Genomic DNA, 20,315 nt, shown 5'->3' with positions numbered 1-20,315 from the left:
CTACATCTCCCGCCCGATGACGATCGTGAAGTCGCTCGGCTGGAGCTCCATCGCGTCCGCGACGAGCAACGCGGCCTCGGGCGTTAGGCAGATCACCGCGTCCACGGGCTCGCCGCCGACCAGGCGCACGAGTACGTGCCGGTCGCGCGGGTTCTGCCGGCTGGCGTAGCTCGTCGCCATCTGGTGCAGCAGCCGGGCCCGCTGCTCGTCGGTCACTGGCCGGCCCCGCGGTCCAGGGCGCGCAGGGCGGCCGGGTCGATGGATACCCGATGGTGCTGCGCGGAGGGCGGTAGGTCGTCGTCGGTGGCGACGCTCGTGAAGTCCCAGCTACACGGCCAGTCGTCGCCGGCACCCGGCTCGACGTCTTGGCCCGGCTCGGGCATGCTCGTGCTCATACGGCGTTCGCCCTCCTGCGGCGTTCGTCCGTGGCCCGTTCCGGTGGTGACACACCGGGCGGGCCTTTTCTCTTTGTGGCCGGTCCGTGACGTTACACGCGGGGTTCCGGGGTGCCAATCCCCATGTGTGAACCCCACAGGGTGCAAGGGGTGGGAAGGCTCATCTCGATCTCTGACGTCGCGGATCTACTCGTGCCGACGTCGCCCACTGGCACGGTCTCCAGAGAGCGCGCGGACCAGATCAGCCGCCGTCCGTCGTTCCCGGCGCCCGAGCAGACAGGGCGCACCGGCCGGCTATGGGATGAAGACAAGGTCGCGGCCTGGATCGCCGAGAACCGTCAGCCGCGGGACGAGGCGCCGACGGATGCGTCGTGAGCTTCGGTAGGAGCCGGTACCAGCGCCGCCGCCCAGAGCCGCCCGCATACGTCGCGAAGCCGTTGCCGCCGACGTACAGCGGCGCCGTCCGGCCTGACACCCCCTGCCTCGTCTTTGAGGTTCCGACCGCCGATCCGTGGCTGATCAACACCTGGGTGCGCGGCTGGAAAAGGGGACCCCGAAAGAGTCAGCACGAGGTCTGGGTTCTGCTCGGGCGCGCGGTCGCTTGGCAGCATGGGCTGGGCTGGAACGCGCCACGCCCGTCGCCGACGGTGGCCTCACTTCCCTACGGACTGCGCGCCGCCGTGGCCAGGATCCTGAACCGCGACCTGGCCGAGATCAGCACCAGCGAGTCACCACCGGCCGGCGACCGGCTTCCCCGTCCGGACGAGTCCGATCTCTATGCGGATCGCATGCTGCTGCGGGCCCGCAGTGCCTACCTGCGTCGCGCCGACCGGGAGGGCTTCACACCCGACGTGGTGGACCGTGCCAGCTCGACGGTCGAGATCGACAAGGGCATCGGCTACGCCGTGCTTCGCAACAGCGACGGCGTGATCACCGTCTACCGCGAAGGTGAGGCCGGCAAGCTCGTCCGACGCAAGACCTGGCCGGCCGCCTTCGATCACCCGGGCTAGGGCCCTAGCGGGGCTGTGCGGCGACGGCCTGCCGCGCCTCTACGGCCGCGATGATCGGGGCCAGGCGGGCGCGCCGCTCGGGTGTCCAGCCGCCCGTCGTGTAGAAGCCGCCGGGGCCGTAGAGGACGCGCTCGCTGAACTCCTCGACCGTCTCGGGCTGGTGGTGCGTGGTCGTGGTCTTGGGCATGGTGATCTCCGCTCGCGGCTGATGTCGTGGGCGTCGAGAGCCTCTGAGGGGCCGTAGGTGTACGGCACTGCCTCCCCTCTACGGCCGCTACGTCGCAGGTCAGCGGGCACTACCGGGCCGTCTACAGCCGTAGAGAGGGGCGTCTACTGGGTGGCGTTGGCGAACGTCACCGCCGGCAGGGACGACGGCGACGGCGAGGCAGGGGCGGGCCCCTATACCGGCCGGGCGGCGAGCACCTCGGGCGGGATCGCGCCCTCGACGTCGCGCAGCAGGTAGCCCGCCCGGTTCACCCCGTCGATCTTCACCTGCTTGGAGTGGCGGACCACGCCAGCGTCCGCCAGCTCGGCGGCCAGGCGGTCGGCGTCCCAGTCGCCGTACGTGTCCTCGTCGAGGTTGACCAGGGCGGCGAGCAGGTCTTCTGTCCAGATGCGGGTGCGGGACCCGAATGCCTCCATCACGTCGCCGATGATCTGCGGGATGGCGTAGCCGACCTCGAACGCGGCGGCCCCGATGTCGCCGAAGGCCTGCCCGGTCAGCGTGCCCGCGGCGATCCGCAGCTTCCGGCCGCGCTGGCAGATCACCTCGAACGCCGGGTTGTCGAGCAGGTCCGCCTTCACGGTGACGAACGACGCCGGCCCGGTGACCAGCACGCCGACGCCCACGTGATCCTCCGACAGCATCGAAGCGTCAGCGCCGGCCGCGGCCTTGCCGTCGCCGAGCACCATGTCGCTGCTGGTCTTGTCCGTGACCTGCGTGCAGTACCGGTAGGTCACGATCTCGCGCAGCTTGGTCGGGACCGACTTCGCGTCGGGCCGCTGGCTGGCGTACACCGGGATGAACCCAGCGGCCGGGCCGCGCCGGGCGATCCGGGCCAGCTTCCCGATGATCCGGGCGCGGTCCTTCTCGGTCTCCAGCGCCTCGAAGTACTCCTGCAGCTCGTCGATCACCACCGGGATCAGCGGCAGGTTGTACCGCCGCATGATGTCCGGCGTCAGCTTGCCCTCCGGGCAGACCGCCGTGGGCAGCGTCGCGAACAGTGCGAACCGCCGTGACATCTCGGCGATCAGCTCGTCGAGCATCGCCTCGAAGGCCTCGAGGTCGGCCTCGTCGGCGCCGCGAACGTAGCGGTGGGCGACCCCGGCCAGTGAGCGGAAGTCCGCGCCGCCCTTGCCGTCGGCGACGTAGAGGCGGCACCACGGGTCCAGAACGGCGGCGGCGACGAGCAGCCGCATGGAGAACGTCTTCCCGCGCCGGGGCAGGCCGCCGAAGAAGGCGGATTGCCAGAGCAGGCCGACCTCGATCCGTTCGGCGCGGGCGTCCTGGCCAAACGGCACCAGGCCCCAGAAGTCGAACGACTCCAGGTCGACGAGCGGGGAGACGACCGGCTTCCCCAGGTAGGGATCGTCGTCGCAGACCCAGAACGCGATGCGCTTGCCGTTGCCGCCCTGCCTGGCGCGGATCCGGCTCATGATGAGCTGGATCTCGTCGACGCCCAGCTCGGCGGCGATGACGTCCCGCTTCGCGATCGCGTGAGCCGCGGTCTTCCCGCCACCCATCGGCAGGTCGAAGACGGCCTCCCAGCCCCGTCCGGCCCGGTCGCGCACGACGGGGGAGCGCAGGATCAGCGCCGCGTCCGCCCTGAGCATCCCGGCCGCGCGGAACGCGGCGTTCAGGTGCTCGGGCGCGAGCTCCAACCGGACGTCCCGCTCGATGCCGCCGAGCAGGGCCGGGGCGGTACCGCCCCGGCGTCGGCCGGCGATCGCGAACGCCCCGGCGACGACCAGCCCCGACACGGCCGGGATGACGTCGCCCACCGTGTAGGCGGCGACCGTCTCGCCGACGCTGGCGGTCAGCAGCAGCCCACCGGTCAGGTACCAGCGCGCCTTGCGGTGGTCGCGGATGACGAACACCTTCTCGCCGAGCTTCCCGTCCGGGCCGCGCAGCTCGTCGGCGAGATCGTCGGCCTGCACCCAACGCCACCAGCCCCGGCCGGCCCGGACCCCGCCGCCGACCACCGACGGCACGGAACGCACGGTGCCGCGGGCGGCCAGGCGGCCGGCGACGCGGGCACCGTGCGCGGCGCGCGCACGGGCGACCGTGGCATCGCGGGTCCACGCCGGCAGGGTGAGCGGCTCGGCGGCCAGCGCCGGCCGCCGCGGCGGCGGCCGCGTCACCGCTGGTGCTGGTGCTGGCGGATCCGGCTCGGCGACTGGTGCGGGCGTCCACGGGCCCGGGACGAGCAGGCCGCCGGGCGGGGTGTCGACGTCGGTGGTCGCCTCGGTCATGAGGCGCCACCCGCCCGCAGGCCGGTCAGGTACCGGCGTGCCGACGCCGGCTTGATGCCCGCCTCGGCGGCGAGATCCTCGGCGAGCTGGCGGGCGCTGCGCCCGTCGTCGGCGGGCAGCTCGGCGACCAGGCCGGCCAGCTTGCTCCGGCCCGTCGGCCGCGCCGCGGCGGCGGCCGGCGCCAGCGCCCGGCTAGCGACAGGATCGCCGCCCGGGGTCGCCACCGTCGCCACCGGGTCGCCGCCGGCCGTGCCGATGACCAGCGCGACGTCGGCCAGGCCCTCGACCGTGATCGGCTTGCCGTCGTTGCCAGCAAGGGCGACATCGACGAGCGGGGCGTCGTCGATGAGACCGGCAAGGGCTGCGCGCAGCTGGCCGGCGGTGCACGGCATCGGCAGCACGATCACGTGCTTCACGCGTGCGCTCACACGAACCTCCCGGACCAGTTCGGGCCGGGCGACCGCCAGACGGGCGGATCCGCCCGGTAGGACCACCGGGCGAACGCGCCCACGGCCACGGTCGCCGCGAGGACGACCAGGGCCAGGGCGACGCCCGGCAGGGGCAGCAGGACAGCGAGGACGGCCAGAGCGGCCAGGATGCGGATCACCGGCCGGCCGTCCGCATCCGCCGACGCCGCGCCCGACCGGCGGCCCGTCGGCGCATGTCGGCCCGGCCGGCGTCCCGGCAGCCGGGCGTGCACCAGCCGGCCGCCTCGGACAGCGCCGGGTCGGCCGGTGCCGCACAGCGGCGACACACCCGCTCCCGGCAGAACAGCGAGGCGCTCACCGGACACCACCGGCGCGCGCCGCCCGGTCCAGCTCGGCGAGCCGGGCCCGGTTCACGGTCAGGTAGTGCGAGTAGTAGCCGATCATCGGCTGATCGCCGCGCTCCTCGGCCTCGGCGAGGTACCGCTCATCGGCCGCGATCCGCCGGGGCACCTCGGCCCGGTCGACCTCGTCGCGGATCTGGTCTCGGACGGCCGCCAGCTCGGCGAGCGCCTTGTCGATGTTCGCGAGAGCCTCGATGCCGGCCGTGTTGCGCGCCTCGACCGAGCAGCTCGCCCAGTCGCCGCGGCCGGCCCACAGGCCGAGGCCCAGCGAGACGACGTCGGCGGCGCGGACGGCCGAGCCCCAGGCGAGCGCGAGGGTAAGACGCGGGTCGGCGGCGCTCACCGGGTGGCCTCAATGGCGGCGAAGTGGGCGCGCATCTCGCCCCTATAGAGCAGGTAGCACGCCTCCGCGAGCCGCTCGCAGGCCTTCGCCGGCAGACTGCCCGACGCCGGGACGTCGTCCGCCGAGATCCCCTCGCGCTCGTACTGGGCGAGCGCGTCGCGCTCCAGCAGCGCCTCAGCGACGCCGTAGGCGACCTCGGCCAGGGTCGCGAGCACCTCGACCGACTTGTCGGACAAGATCTCGAAGTCCAGGGTGTTGCCGACCATCGTGGCGACGCGGGCGAAGTCGCTGAGGACGCTCAAGCGTCGTTCGACCGATGGTCCGGACAGGATGTGGGCCGGGGTGGCCGTCGCGGCGCTCACGCTGCCACCGCCGGGGTGACGAGCGCGGTCGCGGCCAGGTGCCAGCACGCGCGGCCGTTCTGTCCGGCGAGGCAGTCGCAGACCGCGCCGTCGGTCGTGTAGATCTCGTCGCCCTTGGAGCCGACGATGAGCCAGACGCGAGGGGTCTCGGCCGGGATCACGGCGCCGTCCTCGACGGCCTCGACCGCGGCCTCGATCTGGCGGTCCGTGAACGAGCCGGCCAGCAGGGCGGCACGGCGGCGGGCGTTGCGCAGGCAGGTCGGGCCCATGCCAGCCGCGATCGACCGGGCCGAGCGCAGCGCCCGGCCGCAGCCCAGGCAGGTCGGCGCGGGCGCCGGGGTGAAGTCGGCGACGACGGCGGCGAACCGGGCCGCCATCTCGTCGGTGTCGGCGCCGAACGGGTCCAGGCCCGCGAAGGGATCGCGGGTCGGGGTGAGAAGGTCTGTCACAGCGGGTCCCCCTGGTGAGTCAGGTCGGTTCCGTTAGGGCCTGGCCGGAGAGGCAACTCCGACCGGGCCCGCCTACATTTGGGTCACCCCAAGGGGTTGGGGTGACCCAATACTAGACACGGGGTTGGGGTAACGCAATACCCTGTCCTCGTGAGCGACGACGTGTGGACTACCGGCGACATCGGCCGCCGACTCGGCATCTCAGCCGAGCGCGCCCGCCAGCTCTCCCACCGCGACGGCTTCCCAGCGCCGTCGGTAGCGCACGGCAAGGTGCGCCTCTGGAGGCCTGCCGACGTCGAGCAGTGGATAGGCGAGCACCGGCCAGACAAGGCGGCAGGGTGACCGCAGCGAGCACGGTCGCGCGCTGGCACTGCTGGCACAGCGCTGGCACCAAATGCACGGACGCAAGGCGTCCAGCCGGACCGAGCCAGACGAGACACCCTCTCTGACCTGGCTGTATCCGTCGGCAGACCACGCCCCGGACCGGCGAGGACGGACGCGAGAGGACTGCTAATGCGGTTTGGGTCTACAGCCCATCCGGGGTTCAAATCCCCGAGCCTCCGCTCCTGATCAGGGGCCTGGTCTGCTGGTTCACTCGAAAGAGTGGATCTTCGGATCGGGCCCCTGTGTCGTCTCCGGCGCCATGGCCGCCGCGCTCGCCGACGGTCGCGGAGCGAAATCGAGCCGATCGTCTAGGTGTCGATCATGACGAGAACCACGTTTGTCCGGGTATCCGAGGTCTGAGAGGTCCGAGATGGTGGAATAGCTCTGCCAAGGACGGCCACGCCGGGGATCGACGAGCGAGGAGCAGCGCTATGGCCCACTACTTGTGCCCTGACTGCAAGACCAAGTCCGAGAAGGTCGCGTCGCGCGCCGAGGCCGCCAGCCTGCTGGAGATCCACCGTCGGTACTTCTGCGGCCTCGGGCGGACAGCCCGCGCCGGCCGCCGGGTAGGCCGTCGATAGGCGCCGAGCGGCTGCGGGCCCGCCGGACCCGGCCGAGTGCCCCGCGGCCGGCTCCATCTGCGAACGGATAGGCCCTTCGACAGGATCTCGCCAGGGGCGGCGAGTAGGCGGTGGATGAGGCGGCTCGGCTGGTCGGGAACGCGGGCGCTGCGCTCTAGGTTGTGGGGACAGCGGCGCCCGCTGATCCGGACGCCGCGTTCTGTCTGACACCGAGGGGGCTCTGCGTGGCCGCATTGACTGACGAGGCGCGATCGGTGATCACCGGGGGCAATCTGGGCCACCTGGTCACCCTGAATCCGGATGGCAGCCCGCAGGCAAGCGTGGTGTGGATCGGGCTGGACGGGGACGCCATCGTCACCGCTCACCTGGCCGAGTACCAGAAGATCCGTAACATCCGGCGCGACCCGCGGGTGGTGCTGACGATCGAGACCGGCGTGCTGAACGCCGCCGGCATGACCGAGTACCTGATCGTGCACGGGACGGCCACGGTCAACGACGGCGGAGCGCCCGCCCTGCTCAACCGGCTCGCGAAGGTCTACCTCGGCCCGGACGCCACCTACCCGCCGATGCCGAACCCGCCCGAAGGCTACGTCCTCTCGATCTCCGTCGACCGCGTCGGCGGAATCGGCCCGTGGACCGGCGGCCACTGACGGAGCGTCCCGGAAGCGTCCCCAGCGCCGTCTCCGGCAAGGTCGGCCTGTTGGCATGATCGCCGTTTTAGCCTTCAAGTGGTCACAAAACCGCTGTGGGTACAGCTACGCGAGGGCGAAATCAGTGATCTTGCCGATCTCGGGACGAGGTCGACCTCGGCGGACAGGTCCCTAGATCCGGGTGAGGTCGATGGTTACCGGGAACGGCTCGGTGACATGCACGATGCCGTTGCAGATGGCTTCCTCGCGGTAGGCCTGGCTGACCGGGTCCAGGACGTAGGTGCAGGCGACCGGAACGCCGGTCGCCGACCATTCGATCCGCCAGTAGTGACGAATGCCCGCGCGAACGTAACGGTGCACGCCGACGATCCGACCGGTGGCCTGTGACGCGCGGGAGACCAGCTCGACGACGCACAACACGTGCTGGGCGCGCATCGGGGTCAGCGCGACCGCGTCGGCCCGGTAGACGACGACATCCGGGCGGCGCAGCGTCAGGGGCGCGTCGGTCAGCCGGACCTCGACGGCGACGTCAGCGTTCCAGTCGGTCCCGCCGGCGGTGTCGAGCGCGTTGGCGATGATCCGGGCGGTTCGCCGACGTTGGGTGGAGGCCACGGCGGCCGTGACGACGCGGCCGTCGGCGACCTCGATGTCGGCGCGGAGGCGGCTGTGGCTGCCCCGCTCGGTTCCCTAGCATGCGCCGGAGGTCCGACAGTCTGGCCCGACCGCGTCCACCGGCGACCAGGCCAGCCGCTGGCCTCGGCGGCCAGGCGCCGCCTGACCTCGGCGGTTACGGCTGGCCCTGGCGGTCGGGGCGCTAGAAAAGGGTGAGCGGCGCGGCCGGGATCGGCGCGGGAAGCGGTTCCAGCGCGGGCACCCGGGCCCGGACCTCATCGTGGAAGCGCCGGGCCAGCTCGGGCGCGTCGGCGTTGTCGGGAGTGTGGACGAAGACGGTCGGGGACCGGCCCTCACGCAGCCAGGCGGCGACGATGTCGACCCACCGCGCCCACCCGTCGACCGTGCGCGCGGCGTCGTCGCGGCCGAGGTAGCGGACGATCGGCCGCTCGGTCAGCGCCACCAGCCGCGCCGGCACCCTTGGCTTCTTGACCCAGGCGTCCCGCTCCGCGGCACTGGCCGGCGGGCTCTGGAAGAACACGGTGGTGTCGAACGGAATCCACTCGGCGCCGGCGGCGGTGAGGGTCTCCTCCAACAGCCGGGCCGCCCGCGGGTCCTCGAAGAACGCCAGATGGCGGACCTCGACGGCGTACCGGTAGGACGAGCTGAGCCGGCGTAGGAAACCGGCGAGCAGCGGGACGTCGGCCGGGCCGAACGCCGCCGGCAACTGAATCCAGAGCGCGTCGGCCCGCGGGCCGAGCGGCTCGATCGCGTCCAGGAACAGCCGCAGCGGCTCGTCGACGTCGGTGAGGCACCGCTCGTGCGTGATGATCTTCGGTAGCTTGACGACGAAGCGGAAGGCCGGGTCGGTCTGCGCGGACCAGGAGGTGACGGTGTCCTTGGCCGGCGTCGCGTAGAACGTGGTGTTCCCCTCGACCGCGGTGCACCAGCTGGCGTAGTGCCGCAGCCGCTCATGCGCCGGTAGCGGGTGCGGGAGAAAGCGGCCTTGCCACGACTTGTGTGACCACATCGCGCAGCCCACGTGCAGGTGCATGCCCCGAGCCCTCCGTCGACCGACCGCCGGAGGCGGCCTCCGGATCGCGCCGCCGGGCCGCGGGCGCGACGATCGCACCGTATATGGCGGTCGCCGGGATACGTCCTGCCTGGTGCCGCGGCGGTTGTGCCCGGACGGGGCGGTAAGGCGTGGTTGGCCGCGCCCGGCGGACTCGTCCCGCATGTGTGTTATGCACATGCCGAGCGCTCGTATCAATTGTTCGTAAAAATCGGCTGTTGTAGGATGGCCGAGCGCGGGTGACACCCGCGACGGTGACCCCTGATGTGGATTCGGTGTGCCACGTCGCGAACTGCCCGCGGCCTGGTCGATTGGCGCGCATGTTGACTATCCGGTGCGCCTTATCGAAATGGCGCCCAGTCAGAGAGCGCTCAGTGAAAGGTGCATGGATGCACTCCCGACGGCCCCGCCGGTCATTGGTCGTTGTTCTCGCCGGCCTCGCTGGAGCGGTCGCGATGGCTGGTTGTGGCACGACCGGGATCCCAGGCGGCGGGACGACCACCTCTCCGAGCAGTTCCCCCGTGCCGCTGACCGGTCGCTACGTCGCCATGGGCAGCTCGTTCGCCGCCGGTTCCGGAACCGGTCCCGACATCGGGTCGGGCTGTCAGCGCGCGGCGGACAACTATCCGCACGTCGTGGCCAAGCGCTTCGGGCTCAACCTGGTCGACGTCACCTGCGCCGGCGCGACTATCGCGAACCTGTTCGACACACCGCAGGACGGCCGTCCCGCGCAGCTCGACGCGGTCACCCCGGACACCCGCCTGGTGACGATCACGGCCGGTGGGAACGACCTCGACTACAGCGCCGCCATCCAGCGCTGCATGGAGGCCGCCCGCGCGAGCAAGCCATGCCCCGGGCTGCCCGCCGCGACCGATCTGGGACAGGCCGCGGTGGCCCTGCATTCCGGTCTCGTTCGGCTCATCGGTGCGCTGAGGGCGGATGCGCCGGATGCGCGCATCTACATCCTCGGCTATCCGCGCATATTTCCGGACCCGCCTGCAACTTGCACTGACAATATTATTTCCGCGGCGGACACCGGTCGGCTGACGTCGATCGGGCTGGTGCTCGACGCAACCTTGCGGCGGTCGGCCGCGGACACCGACGTCTCCTTTGTCGATGTCTACACCGCGAGCGTCGGCCATGACGTGTGCGCCAGCTCCACCGACCGCTGGCTCAATGGTTCCGACACCTACGGCATCTATTACCACCCGAATGCGACAGGCGTCGCGCGGGTGGCGGACCTGCTTGCCGAGGCGCTGGAGCACCGCGAGAGCGGCCAGCCCAGCTGATCCGGATGACCTCGCCGGACGGGTCGGCCTCCTGCGGCCGGGCCGGTATGGGCGGGTCGGAGGTGGTCCGGCGCCAGGGTCACGAATCAGAGCCGAGGCCGGCCCGTCCGCGCCATTCCCGATCGAGGATCGCGAAGTCGATCTCGGTGCTCCACCGTCCTTTGAACCATTCGTTCTCGACCAGCAGGGCCTCCTGCCGCATGCCGAGCTTGGTCAGCACCGCGGCCGAGGCCGGGTTTTCGGCGTCGATGCGAGCCGTCACCCGGTGCAGCCCGAACTCGTCGAACAGCAGGCCGAGGAGGGCCCGCGCGGCCTCCGTGGCGTAGCCCTGCCCGTGGTACTCGGGATTGACGACGTAGCCGATCTCGCCGCTGCGGTGCAGGGCGCTGTGCCAGAAGAAGATCAGGTCGCCGATCAGGTCCCCCGACTCCCGCAGCACGACGGCGAGCGCCAGGCACTGCCCCTCGGTGTCCAGTTCCGACCGGACGAGCTCGGGATTGGCGAGCCGCTCGGCGACCTGCTCCCGGCTCCTCGGCTCCGGCGGGATGTACCGGCACACGTCCTCCCGGGAGAGGTAGGCGTGCATGGCATCGAGGTCGCCGACCGGGTCGATGGGCCGCAGCAGGAGCCGTCTGGTCTCGATCGGGTAGCTCGGCCGAAGGGGCCCGAGCGCGAGCCCAGGAGAGGTCATGCCGGCGACCCTAGGGCACGGCGGGCCAGCCGGACGAGGCGAGGGCGCCTGGCCTGTGCCGGTGGGTCCGGGGACGGTAAGTCGCCGGTGACCCCCGTTGGCCGGTCAGGGGCGGATGAGCACCTTGAGCGCCTCTCGGTCGGCCATCGCCCGGTAGCCGGCCGGGGTGTCGTCGAGGCCGACGACCCGGTCGAAGACGCGCCCGGGGTCGATCTTGCCGTCGAGCACGTCCGGCAGGAGTTCCTCGATGTAGGCGCGGGCCGGCGCCACCCCACCGGTGAGGGTGACATTGCGGAAGAAGGCGTCGAAGTCCATCGGTACCTCGGTGTACTGGGGTGCACCGACCCGGCTGACGGCGCCACCGGCCCGGACGACCCCCAGGGCGGTCTCGATCGCCGGCCGCAGGCCGACGCACTCGAGCACCGTGTGGGTGCCGTCGCCGCCGGTCAGCTCCCGGACCCGCTCGACCCCCGCCTCACCGCGCTCGGCGACGACGTCCGTGGCACCGAACTCGCGGCCGAGATCGGTGCGGTCCTTGTGCCGGCCCATCAGGATGATCTGCTCGGCGCCGAGCCGGCGGGCGGCCAGCACGGCCGACAGCCCGACGGCGCCGTCCCCGATCACGGTGACGGAGGTGCGCGGGCTGACTCCGGCGGTGACGGCACAGTGGTGGCCGGTGGAGAACACGTCCGACAGTGTCAGCAGGGACGCCAGCAGCGCCGAGTCCGCGCCGACCGGCAGCCTGACCAGCGTTCCCTGCGCCTGGGGCACCCGGACCGCCTCGCCCTGGCCGCCGTCGAGGTCGTTGCCCCACAGGCCGCCGTGGCGGCAGGAGGTCTGCAGGCCCTCGCGGCAGAAGTCGCAGGTGTTGTCGGCCCAGACGAACGGCGCGACCACCAGGTCGCCCTGGCGCAGGCCGCGCACCTCGGACCCGAGTTCCTCGACGACGCCGAGGAACTCGTGCCCCATCCGGCGGCCCTGGCCCGTGGCCTCCATGGAGCCGTAGGGCCACAGGTCGCTGCCGCAGATGCAGCCGGCCACGACGCGCACCACGGCGTCGGTCGGCTCCGCCAGTCGAGCGTCGGGGACGTTCTCGACTCGGACGTCGCCGGCACCGTACATCACAGTCGCGCGCATAACGGCACCTTTCGTAGTCAATAGGAAACTCTTTGGAGTCGCTGATGGTCAGGGGCGTCCCCGCGCCTGTGGTACCCGGCCGGGCGCCGGCCGGATCGCGTCCACCGGCACCGGCACCGGCACCGGCGCCGGCGCCGGCCCGAGCCCCGCGGGGGCGTCGCTGACTCCACGCTAGGTCCGGTCGCAGACGTGAGGGAGGGTCTGTCATTACCCGGGAGCGGTCCACATCCAGGCCGTCGGCGCGGGTATGACAGCCTGATGCCTCAGCCGTGCCGTCACGGCCATGGTCAGTAGACGGATGACGGTCGGGGCGCATGGGACCGGGTGGATTCTGTGGACGCCCCGCTGGATAGTGGGCTCGCGGAGTCCGATGGCGGACGAACGCGGCAGCGAAGGGATGTCATTCGTGGTCGACAGGCAACTGGTGATGGGCGCGAGCGGATTTCTGGGCTCGCACGTCACACGACAGCTGGTGGAGCGCGGCGACGACGTCCGGGTGTGGATTCGCCGGTCCAGCTCGACCCGGGCCTTCGACGACCTTCCGGTGCAGCGCTGCTACGGGGAGCTGACCGACGACGAGGCGATGCGCGAGGCGATGCGCGACGTCGACACGGTGTTCTACTGCGTCGTCGACGCTCGGGCCTGGCTGCGCGACCCGGCGCCGCTGTTCGCCACGAACGTCGACGGCCTGCGGCACGCGCTCGACGCGGCACTGGAGATGAAGGTGCGGCGCTTCGTCTTCTGTAGCACCGTCGGCACGATCGGTGTGTCCACGGACGGTCTGGCCGACGAAGAACTCCCGCACAACTGGATGCACCTCGGCGGGCCATACATCAGGGCGCGCGTCGCAGCCGAGGAGCTCGTTCTGGAGTACTGCCGCCAGCGCGGGCTGCCGGGGATCGTCATGAACGTGTCGACGACGTACGGGGCGCCTGACTTCGGTTCGCCGCACGGCCGCATGGTGTCCGACGCCGCGCTCGGCAAGCTGCCCATCTACTTCGGCAACGCGTCGATGGAGGTGGTCGGCATCACCGACGCCGCCGCGGCCTTCCTGCTCGCCGGACAGAAGGGGCGAGTCGGCGAGCGGTACATCATCAGCGAGTCCTTCATGAGCTGGCAGGAACTCGTGACGACGGCGGCCGAGGCGGTCGGCACCCGTCCGCCGCGCTTCGGGATCCCGATCGGCGTGATGAAGGTGTTCGGCCGCCTCGGCGACCTGGGCGGACGCGTACTGCGCCGCGACATGGTGATGACCAGCGTCACGGTACGGCTCATGCATTTCATGTCGCCGCTCGACCACGGCAAGGCCTCTCGGGAGCTGGACTGGCACCCGGCCCCGACCCGGGATTCCATCCGCGCCGCGGCGAAGTACTACGTCGAACAGGAGCGCGCGGCGGCGAAGTAGCCCGGATCTAACGAGAAGACCACCTTCCATCGCGGGACTGATGGCATCGGCGCGGTACACTGTTTTCGTGGCGTCGCTGGATACGCAATCCCCGGCCGGGGTTGAGGTGCGTAAGGACGCACGCGGTGTTCAGACACGGGAGCTGCTTCTCCGCGCCGCCGAGCGGCTTTTTGCCGAACAGGGCATAGCTCGCACCTCGACCCGGCAGATCACCGCCGAGGCCGGCATCAGCCGTGACGCCGTCCACTATCATTTCGGTTCCAAGTCGGGCCTTGTGCTCGCGATCGTCGACTCCCGCACCGGCGAGCTGCGGTCCGATCTGGAACGGCTGTTCGCGGTGAACGTCCCGGACCGGGACGTCACGGTTCGTGACATTGCCCGCGCCATGGTGGCCGCCGCGGCGGAGATGGCCCAACACGAGACCGGCCAGTACTACCACCCGTTCCTGATCGCCCTGATGAACGACCCGGAGTACCGGCACCTGGTGAGTTCGCGCGCCACCCCGGAGAGTGACGCCGTCGTGGCGCGGCTCACCCCGCTCACCCCGGACATCGGTACGGCGGAGCGCCTCTTCCGGGTGGCCAGCGCGATGACACTGATCATTTTTGGCACCGGAAACGGCACCCTGGCCAAATGGGTCGGGTCCCAGGTGGAGACAACCCGGCGTCACCTGTCGATGATGCTGACGGACACGGTGGCGAACATACTGGCCGGCGGTTCCAGCCCTGAAAAGGATGCCGGCCCCGAAAAGGATGCCGGCCCCGGAGACGAGGCCGGCCCGTCCGGACGAGACGCGTTCTAACAATCGTTCCAGTGAGTCTTGAAAAAGCTTTCCGTGTGTTCGCCGATCCGAGGCGCGGGCCGCGAGATGTGCCAGGGCGTCCGGCTGAACCGGTAGGGCGCCCCGGGATGCGTCTCGGTGCGGCCGGTGTGTGAATCGGTCACCGACGTGGCGAATCCGCGTGCGACGAGGTGCGGGTCTTCGAGCGCCGCCTCGGGTGAGGCGACGAATCCCGCGACGAGCCCGCGGCGTTGGCAGCCGAGGAAGAACTCATAGGCCGGGAGCCGCGCGGCGAGCAGCATCATCGCGTCCCGTGAGGCGTTCCAGATCTCCTGCGCCAACGGGTCGGTCGCGAGCTCGACGACGGCGACCCCGCCGCGTTCGACCCCCAGTTCCAACAGGACGACGTCCGCGAAGTCCTCGCGTAACCCGACAAGGTCGATCCATTCGACGATCGCCGCGTAGTCCTCGGCCGCCCGCGGTGGGAAACCGAGCACGACATGGTGCCCGTCGGCGGCCTCGACCTGGGTCGGGGCGGTCGGCTCGACCATGGCGTGCCGGCCGGTCTGCCGCCTGACGATTCCTCCGTCGGTGAGGTACTGGGTGGTGGCCAGCTCGCTGGAGACGTTGAGCGCCGCGTCGACGCTCACGTCGACGTGCTGGCCGCGCCCGGAGACGGCTCGCCACATCAGCGCGGTCAGGGCGGCCACGGCCGCGAAGGAGCCGGCGGTGTGCGCGCTCTGGCCGCCGCCGCCGCGCACGGGCGCAAGTGTGTGGTCGTCGTAGCCGCAGCTGTGCACGGGGCCGCCGCCGGCGAGCAGCGTGAGATCGGTGGTCGGGACGTCGGGCGGGGACCCACGCCGCCCGAACGGCGTCACCGAGACCCAGACGAGCGACGGAAACGCGGCGGCGAGGCGGTCTGGAGTCAGCCCGAGCCCGGCGAGTTCCGGTTCGGGCAGTCCTTCCAGCAGGACGTCGCAGTCGGCGAGCAGCAGCCGTAGCCGCGCGCGGTCCGCCTCGTCGGTCAGGTCGAGCACGATGCCGCGCTTGGACGTGTTGTAGTGGCGCCAGTGCAGGCTCGCCTCGGGTGCAGGCTCGTCGCCCACGAACGGGCCCAGTGCCCGGGCCGCCGCGCCGCCGGGCGGCTCGATCACGACGGTGTCCGCTCCGAGGTCGGCGAAGACCTTGCTCGGGTACGCGGTGAACTGCCCCGCGATCTCCAGTACCCGCAGGCCGTCCAGTGGGCCGGTCATAAGACTCCTTCGGCCGTCAGCTCGTCGAGTTCGGTCTCGTCGACGCCGAGGACGTCGCGCAGCACGAATTGGTTGTGTTGGCCGAGGCGGGGCGCCCCGCGCCGCAGCGACCAGTCGGTCTCCGACAGATGCACCGGTAGTCCCTCGACGCGGGCCGGCCCGATGTCGGGATGCACGACGGTCGGCCACAGATCCCAGCCGGGCGTCGCGGGCGGTCCGTCGATCCGTTCGGCCGGCGTGCGGACCGGGCTCGCGGGGACACCGGCGGCGACGAGGCGCTCGGCCAGGCCGTGGTTGTCGAAGCCCGCGGTCCACGCGCTCAGCCGGGCGTCCAGCGCGTCCTGGCCGGCGAGCCGAGCCGCGAGCGTCGCCAGGTCGTCGCCGAGGGCCCAGGGCTGGCCGATCTCGTCCGCCAGCCGCCGCCAGTCGAGATCGTCGCGGCAGGCCACCGCGACCCAGCGGTCCTCGCCCTGGGCCGGGTAGATCCCGTGCGGCGCCATCGCGGGCGCGCCGCCGCGGTTGGAGTCGACCGATCCCGGTTCCCGGGCCGGACGGTCGTTCACATGGTGATCAAGGATGTCCGGGCCGGTCAGGCTCAGGCCGACCTCGACGCCGGCCAGGTCGACCCACTGCCCCTCGCCGGTGCGGTCGCGGTGCCACAGCGCCGCCAGCATCGCGATCGCCATCGCGTAGGCACCCTGGTGGTCCATGTAGGAGTAGCCCCAGCCGGCGGGTGGCTGCCCGGCCAGGCCCGCGGTGAACGTCAGCCCGCTGACGGCCTGGACGATCGGTCCCCAGGTGCGGAAGTCGCGATACGGGCCGGTGGCGCCGAAGCCGCTGTGGGACACGTAGACGATGTCGGGCTTGATCTCCTGGAGCCGTTCGTACGGGAAGCCGAGCCGCGCGAACACCCCGCCGGCGAAGTTCTCGGTCACCACGTCCGACACCGCGATCAGCCGCGTCAGCAGGTCACGCCCACGCTCGGTGCGCAGGTTGAGGGTGACTCCCAGCTTCTCGGTGTTGTGGTTGTTGAAGCCGCCGCCGAACTCCAGGCCGCGGCGCTCGTCGTGGAACGGCGGAGCGCCCCGGACGATGTCCCACCCACCCCTGGTAGCCGGGTCCTCCACACGGATCACCTGGGCGCCGAAGGCGGCGAGCAGCCTGGTCGCCCCGGCCCCCGCGAGCTGGCCGCTGAGGTCGCACACGCGGATCCGGCGTAACGCGGCCGACCGGGCTTCGAGCTCGGGAGGGCACCCGGCCCACCGGTCGACCGGGGGTGCGGCCTCGGCCCGCGGTGACGGTTCGACCACTCGATGCCTCCTGCAGGGTCCAGCGTTTCTGCGGCGGGTTGGTTCTATCAAGCGCTTGACAGAAAAGTCCAGCCCCTGGTGTGCTGCAGGTCATACGACCGGCGCTCACCTGCGGGAACTGGCGCGGGGTCCGCCCTCGACCTGACGGGAGCAAGGGATGACGGCACGGCGCACACCAGGATTTGGCAGGCACCGGGAGCCTGGAGGCTTATCCGGCGGCCTCGCGCGGCGACGGGGCTGGCGGCTCGGAGCGGTCCTGCTGGCCGCCGCGACCTTCGCGGTAGCCGGGTGCGGTAGCTCCGGAAGCTCCGGTGGTTCGGCCGCGGCCGGCTCGTCGGGCGCCGCGAGCGGCCCCACCTACACGATCGGCGTCATCTCGGACCTCACCGGCGCCCTCGGTGCCTCCAACAAGAACCTGCCCGCGGCGATCAAGGCCGGGGCCATCGCGGCGGCCGCCGACGGCTACAACCTCAAGTACGTGATCGCCGACGGGGCGTCCTCGCCGGCCGGCGAGCTCACCGCGGCACACCGCCTGGTCGACCAGGAGCACGTGCTCGCGGTCATCGCCATCTCCGACCTGACCTTCGCCGCGGCTCCCTACCTGGCCGCGCAGGGCGTTCCGGTGATCGGCGGCGCCGTCGACTCCACGGAGTGGAACACCGACCGGAACATGTTCTCCGTGTTCGGGTTCCCGGACTACTCGAAGGTCACGACGACGCTCGGGGAGTTCTACAAGAAGGTCGGCGCCACCAACATCGGCGCGATCGGCTACGGCAGCGTGCCCAGCGCGGCCGATGCCGCCCGCGGCGCCGTGGTGTCGTCGCAGACCGCCGGCCTGAAGGCGGGCTACCTGAACGACACGTTCCAGCTCGGCAGCACCGACGTCGGCCCCGCCGTGCTCGCGATGAAGAACGCGGGGATCGACGGGCTCGACATCGCCCTCCAGGAGATCTCGGCTTTCCAGATCATCAAGTCGCTCCGCCAGCAGGGGGTCGATCTGAAGGCCCCGGTGCTGTCCATCGGCTACGGAGACTCGCTGCTGTCCGCCGGCCCCGCGGAGATCCAGGACGCCCAGGACGTCTACTTCTCGCTCGGCTGGGAGCCGCTCGAGTTGCAGACGGCGGCGACGAAGAAGTTCCAGGCCGACCTGAAGGCCGCCGGAACCACCAAGGTCCCCGGGCTTCCCGAGTACCTGGCCTACACGTCGATGGACGCGGTGACCTGGGGCCTGAAGGGCGCCGGCGCCAAGCCGACCCGCGCCTCGATGATCGATGCCCTTCTCAAGGTGACGAACTACGACGGGGCCGGGCTCCTCGGCGGCCACACCATCAACTTCGGGATGGACCAGCGCGGCGTCGGTGGCCCGGGGGCCGACAACTGCCTGTGGTTCACCCTGTTCAAGGGGCAGTCGTTCTCGGTCGTCTCCGGTGCCGATCCCGTCTGCGGGACGGTCATTCCCGGGAAGTCCGTGGGCTAGCCCCACCCGCTGCCTGAGCCGGTTCACCGTGGAAGCGTCCTGATCACGGACGTCGCGCCGGGGCCGAGATTCTTGTCTCGGCCCCGGCCGCGGTAGCCGTCTACCGCGGGGTATGTCTGGGAAATGTTCGATCAGGTCGTCGATGTCGTGTCCGGGGCGTGGTGGACGTATCCGCTGCTCTTGGCGGTGTGCTTCGGCGACTCGTTGCTGCCGATCCTGCCCAGCGAGACGGCAGTGGTCACGGCGGGGGTGCTGGCCGGATCGGGCCGGCTCAACCCGTTCGAGGTCATCGTGGTGGCCGGGCTCGGGGCCTTCGCGGGCGACACGGCCAGCTACCTGATCGGGCGGCGGTGGGGGCCGGCGGCCCAACGCCGGCTCCTGCGCGGTGACAAGGGCAGACGAGCCGTCGAGTGGGCCCGGAGGATGATCGAGCGGCGCGGCATCCTGATCATCGCCGTCGCCCGGTTCGTCCCCGGTGGGCGGACCGCGACGACCCTGACCGCCGGAATGCTGGGGATGCCCTACCGGCGTCGCTTCGCGGTGGGTGCCGGGATCGGTGCCGTCTTCTGGGCCGTCTACAACACCCTCATCGGGATGGCCGGCGGCCAGACGTTCGAGGACGAGCCCTGGAAGGGCCTGCTGCTCGCGTTCGGCATCGCTTTGACCGTCACCGGGATCATCGAGGGTGTCCGCTACCTCGTGCGGCGCCGGCACCGGGAGAGCTCGCCGTCTCGGTCCCGGACGGGGGAGGGGCCCGAGCGCTCACAGACTCCGTCTCCGGCGCGCCGGAATTCCTGATCCCAGGCTCTGGCGCCTCGCCGGGCCGCCAGAACGGTGATCCACGAGCGGCGGCCCCGGCCGACACCGCGCGGCGGTGTCGGCCGAGGCCGCGGTGGCTCAGGAGGCGGGGGCGGTGAAGGTGACCTGGATCTTGTTGGAGGGGCGGTAGGCCCCGGCGGCGTCCGAGATGTCGACCGAGAACGTCCAGGTGCCCGCGAGATCTGGATTGATGAAGTAGGTCGGGGTGGTGGTGTCGTCCAGGCGGAACGACAGGCCGTTGGGGTTCGTGGCGTTCCACGTGTAGTCGCCGGCCGGAGGGACGGCGCCGGTGGCCGTGAGCGTCACGCCCTGGCCGATCGGGGCGGTGGTCGCGCTGGCCGAGATGTGCGGTGTCGGCGCTGAGACGGTCACCGCCTGGGTCGCCGACGCCGACCTGCCAATGCTGTCGGTGACGGTCGCCGTCAGCTGGAAGGTTCCGACCTTCGTGTACAGGTGCGCCGCCTTGGCGCCCGATTGCGGGCCGACGACCGTGCCGTCGCCGAAGTCGAATCGGAAGGCCAACGTGCCCGTTCCGCCGGCGGCCGCTGCGGTGAGGCCGACCTGCAGCGGCGCCGCGCCGCTGGTCGGGGCCACGAACAGCTTGATGCCAGGCGGACCGGGCTGGCTCTGGGTGGGCGGCGGGAGGGGCATTCCGGGATAGGGCTGGCAGGCCGCGATAGCCGTGGTGGCGGTGACCGCCAACGTCGCGAGGCACAGTGCGGCCAGTCGCGATCGGCCGGCACTCGCGCGGGCAGGCCCGCGCTCGGCGGCCGCCCGGTCACGCCGGTGGACGAAGCCTCTGACAGCCCGTGCGACGACGGATGACTCCATGAGACGTCTCCCAACATCTGCAAATTTACTTATGCAATTTGCATTTTGGGACGCTTCTCGTTGATTGCCAGCATCTGTCGGATGGACGACCGCACCGAGGCGGCGCGCGGGTGTCCGGCGTGCAGCGGTCTGAGGGCCGGCGCGACGCCGGTCGCGCTGGAGC

The 20,315-nt window shown here is 71.3% G+C and carries 26 protein-coding genes; 10 read left to right on the top strand and 16 right to left on the bottom strand.

The window, feature by feature from the left end; all coding sequences use genetic code 11:
• Both FRAEUI1C_RS31935 and FRAEUI1C_RS31930 read right to left on the bottom strand, forming a co-directional pair.
• Complete coding sequence (locus tag FRAEUI1C_RS31935) at positions 1-216, bottom strand: hypothetical protein (RefSeq protein WP_013427517.1); 216 nt, start codon at positions 214-216, stop codon at positions 1-3.
• A complete protein-coding gene (locus FRAEUI1C_RS31930) occupies positions 213-395 on the bottom strand; it encodes a hypothetical protein (RefSeq protein WP_013427516.1) in 183 nt (60 codons plus the stop codon). Before FRAEUI1C_RS31930 ends, FRAEUI1C_RS31935 begins: the two co-directional genes overlap by 4 nt.
• Before the next feature lie 150 nt (positions 396-545).
• On the opposite strand from FRAEUI1C_RS31930, the gene FRAEUI1C_RS31925 reads away from it, so the two are divergent.
• Together FRAEUI1C_RS31925 and FRAEUI1C_RS39890 are read left to right on the top strand one after the other, a co-directional pair.
• Positions 546-770: a hypothetical protein gene (locus FRAEUI1C_RS31925; RefSeq protein ID WP_232425192.1), complete on the top strand. Its 225-nt coding sequence runs from the start codon at positions 546-548 to the stop codon at positions 768-770.
• A gap of 272 nt (positions 771-1,042) precedes the next feature.
• Positions 1,043-1,405 (top strand): hypothetical protein, encoded by a 363-nt coding sequence (locus FRAEUI1C_RS39890; RefSeq protein WP_157735114.1) that lies wholly within the window; start codon positions 1,043-1,045, stop codon positions 1,403-1,405.
• A 4-nt stretch (positions 1,406-1,409) separates the two neighbouring features.
• Here the strand turns inward: FRAEUI1C_RS39890 and FRAEUI1C_RS31915 are convergent, their stop codons facing one another.
• The 7 genes from FRAEUI1C_RS31915 to FRAEUI1C_RS31880 form a co-directional block, all read right to left on the bottom strand.
• Positions 1,410-1,592 (bottom strand): hypothetical protein, encoded by a 183-nt coding sequence (locus FRAEUI1C_RS31915; RefSeq protein ID WP_013427514.1) that lies wholly within the window; start codon positions 1,590-1,592, stop codon positions 1,410-1,412.
• Between the two features lie 212 nt (positions 1,593-1,804).
• A complete protein-coding gene (locus FRAEUI1C_RS31910) occupies positions 1,805-3,877 on the bottom strand; it encodes an FtsK/SpoIIIE domain-containing protein (protein WP_013427513.1) in 2,073 nt (690 codons plus the stop codon).
• Positions 3,874-4,305, bottom strand: a complete 432-nt coding sequence (locus FRAEUI1C_RS31905) for a hypothetical protein (protein ID WP_013427512.1) — start codon at positions 4,303-4,305, stop codon at positions 3,874-3,876. The genes FRAEUI1C_RS31910 and FRAEUI1C_RS31905 overlap by 4 nt, the downstream gene beginning before the upstream one ends.
• On the bottom strand, positions 4,302-4,484 hold the full coding sequence (locus tag FRAEUI1C_RS31900) for a hypothetical protein (RefSeq protein WP_041259781.1): 183 nt from the start codon (positions 4,482-4,484) through the stop codon (positions 4,302-4,304). The genes FRAEUI1C_RS31905 and FRAEUI1C_RS31900 overlap by 4 nt, the downstream gene beginning before the upstream one ends.
• A gap of 175 nt (positions 4,485-4,659) precedes the next feature.
• Entirely contained in the window at positions 4,660-5,049 is a 390-nt protein-coding gene (locus FRAEUI1C_RS31890; RefSeq protein WP_013427510.1) for a hypothetical protein, read from the bottom strand.
• Entirely contained in the window at positions 5,046-5,411 is a 366-nt protein-coding gene (locus tag FRAEUI1C_RS31885; RefSeq protein WP_013427509.1) for a hypothetical protein, read from the bottom strand. The genes FRAEUI1C_RS31890 and FRAEUI1C_RS31885 overlap by 4 nt, the downstream gene beginning before the upstream one ends.
• Complete coding sequence (locus tag FRAEUI1C_RS31880; protein WP_013427508.1) at positions 5,408-5,860, bottom strand: DUF6011 domain-containing protein; 453 nt, start codon at positions 5,858-5,860, stop codon at positions 5,408-5,410. The genes FRAEUI1C_RS31885 and FRAEUI1C_RS31880 overlap by 4 nt, the downstream gene beginning before the upstream one ends.
• 150 nt (positions 5,861-6,010) lie before the next feature.
• On the opposite strand from FRAEUI1C_RS31880, the gene FRAEUI1C_RS37800 reads away from it, so the two are divergent.
• The 3 genes from FRAEUI1C_RS37800 to FRAEUI1C_RS31875 all read left to right on the top strand — a co-directional run bounded on the left by FRAEUI1C_RS37800 (position 6,011) and on the right by FRAEUI1C_RS31875 (position 7,475).
• Positions 6,011-6,202, top strand: a complete 192-nt coding sequence (locus FRAEUI1C_RS37800) for a DNA-binding protein (RefSeq protein ID WP_013427507.1) — start codon at positions 6,011-6,013, stop codon at positions 6,200-6,202.
• A 473-nt stretch (positions 6,203-6,675) separates the two neighbouring features.
• The gene (locus FRAEUI1C_RS40510) at positions 6,676-6,825 is read left to right on the top strand and encodes a hypothetical protein (protein WP_013427506.1); all 150 of its coding nucleotides are present in this window, start codon (positions 6,676-6,678) and stop codon (positions 6,823-6,825) included.
• 224 nt (positions 6,826-7,049) lie between these two features.
• Positions 7,050-7,475 carry a PPOX class F420-dependent oxidoreductase gene (locus FRAEUI1C_RS31875; protein ID WP_013427505.1) on the top strand — a complete coding sequence of 142 codons (426 nt, stop codon included), beginning with the start codon at positions 7,050-7,052 and terminating at the stop codon, positions 7,473-7,475.
• A gap of 171 nt (positions 7,476-7,646) precedes the next feature.
• Here FRAEUI1C_RS31875 and FRAEUI1C_RS31870 read toward each other — a convergent pair whose 3' ends face one another.
• Together FRAEUI1C_RS31870 and FRAEUI1C_RS31865 are read right to left on the bottom strand one after the other, a co-directional pair.
• Complete coding sequence (locus FRAEUI1C_RS31870; protein WP_083819670.1) at positions 7,647-8,123, bottom strand: Uma2 family endonuclease; 477 nt, start codon at positions 8,121-8,123, stop codon at positions 7,647-7,649.
• 166 nt (positions 8,124-8,289) lie between these two features.
• Positions 8,290-9,141: a DUF72 domain-containing protein gene (locus tag FRAEUI1C_RS31865; protein WP_013427504.1), complete on the bottom strand. Its 852-nt coding sequence runs from the start codon at positions 9,139-9,141 to the stop codon at positions 8,290-8,292.
• Between the two features lie 539 nt (positions 9,142-9,680).
• On the opposite strand from FRAEUI1C_RS31865, the gene FRAEUI1C_RS31860 reads away from it, so the two are divergent.
• Positions 9,681-10,448, top strand: a complete 768-nt coding sequence (locus tag FRAEUI1C_RS31860) for an SGNH/GDSL hydrolase family protein (protein ID WP_041259779.1) — start codon at positions 9,681-9,683, stop codon at positions 10,446-10,448.
• Between the two features lie 79 nt (positions 10,449-10,527).
• On the opposite strand, the gene FRAEUI1C_RS31855 is transcribed toward FRAEUI1C_RS31860, so the two are convergent.
• Entirely contained in the window at positions 10,528-11,139 is a 612-nt protein-coding gene (locus tag FRAEUI1C_RS31855; protein ID WP_013427502.1) for a GNAT family N-acetyltransferase, read from the bottom strand.
• A 105-nt stretch (positions 11,140-11,244) separates the two neighbouring features.
• Entirely contained in the window at positions 11,245-12,276 is a 1,032-nt protein-coding gene (locus FRAEUI1C_RS31850) for a zinc-binding dehydrogenase (protein ID WP_013427501.1), read from the bottom strand.
• Between the two features lie 397 nt (positions 12,277-12,673).
• On the opposite strand from FRAEUI1C_RS31850, the gene FRAEUI1C_RS31845 reads away from it, so the two are divergent.
• Positions 12,674-13,681: an NAD-dependent epimerase/dehydratase family protein gene (locus FRAEUI1C_RS31845; RefSeq protein WP_041261935.1), complete on the top strand. Its 1,008-nt coding sequence runs from the start codon at positions 12,674-12,676 to the stop codon at positions 13,679-13,681.
• A gap of 67 nt (positions 13,682-13,748) precedes the next feature.
• Positions 13,749-14,483 carry a TetR/AcrR family transcriptional regulator gene (locus tag FRAEUI1C_RS36860; protein ID WP_232425191.1) on the top strand — a complete coding sequence of 245 codons (735 nt, stop codon included), beginning with the start codon at positions 13,749-13,751 and terminating at the stop codon, positions 14,481-14,483.
• Here the strand turns inward: FRAEUI1C_RS36860 and FRAEUI1C_RS31835 are convergent.
• Together FRAEUI1C_RS31835 and FRAEUI1C_RS31830 are read right to left on the bottom strand one after the other, a co-directional pair.
• Positions 14,480-15,715: a CaiB/BaiF CoA transferase family protein gene (locus tag FRAEUI1C_RS31835; RefSeq protein ID WP_013427498.1), complete on the bottom strand. Its 1,236-nt coding sequence runs from the start codon at positions 15,713-15,715 to the stop codon at positions 14,480-14,482. The two genes, FRAEUI1C_RS36860 and FRAEUI1C_RS31835, sit on opposite strands and share 4 nt — an antisense overlap.
• Complete coding sequence (locus FRAEUI1C_RS31830; RefSeq protein ID WP_013427497.1) at positions 15,712-17,025, bottom strand: CaiB/BaiF CoA transferase family protein; 1,314 nt, start codon at positions 17,023-17,025, stop codon at positions 15,712-15,714. Before FRAEUI1C_RS31830 ends, FRAEUI1C_RS31835 begins: the two co-directional genes overlap by 4 nt.
• A gap of 157 nt (positions 17,026-17,182) precedes the next feature.
• Between FRAEUI1C_RS31830 and FRAEUI1C_RS31825 the strand changes: the two genes are divergently transcribed.
• Positions 17,183-18,502, top strand: a complete 1,320-nt coding sequence (locus FRAEUI1C_RS31825; protein ID WP_013427496.1) for an ABC transporter substrate-binding protein — start codon at positions 17,183-17,185, stop codon at positions 18,500-18,502.
• A gap of 123 nt (positions 18,503-18,625) precedes the next feature.
• Positions 18,626-19,300, top strand: coding sequence for a DedA family protein (locus FRAEUI1C_RS31820; RefSeq protein ID WP_013427495.1), 675 nt, complete (start codon positions 18,626-18,628; stop codon positions 19,298-19,300).
• Between the two features lie 99 nt (positions 19,301-19,399).
• Here the strand turns inward: FRAEUI1C_RS31820 and FRAEUI1C_RS31815 are convergent, their stop codons facing one another.
• Entirely contained in the window at positions 19,400-20,152 is a 753-nt protein-coding gene (locus tag FRAEUI1C_RS31815) for a PKD domain-containing protein (protein WP_013427494.1), read from the bottom strand.
• Positions 20,153-20,315: the final 163 nt, after the last annotated feature.

The organism is Pseudofrankia inefficax (genome assembly GCF_000166135.1).
GTDB lineage: Bacteria > Actinomycetota > Actinomycetes > Frankiales > Frankiaceae > Pseudofrankia > Pseudofrankia inefficax.
This window is presented reverse-complemented; position numbering and strand designations above follow the sequence as displayed.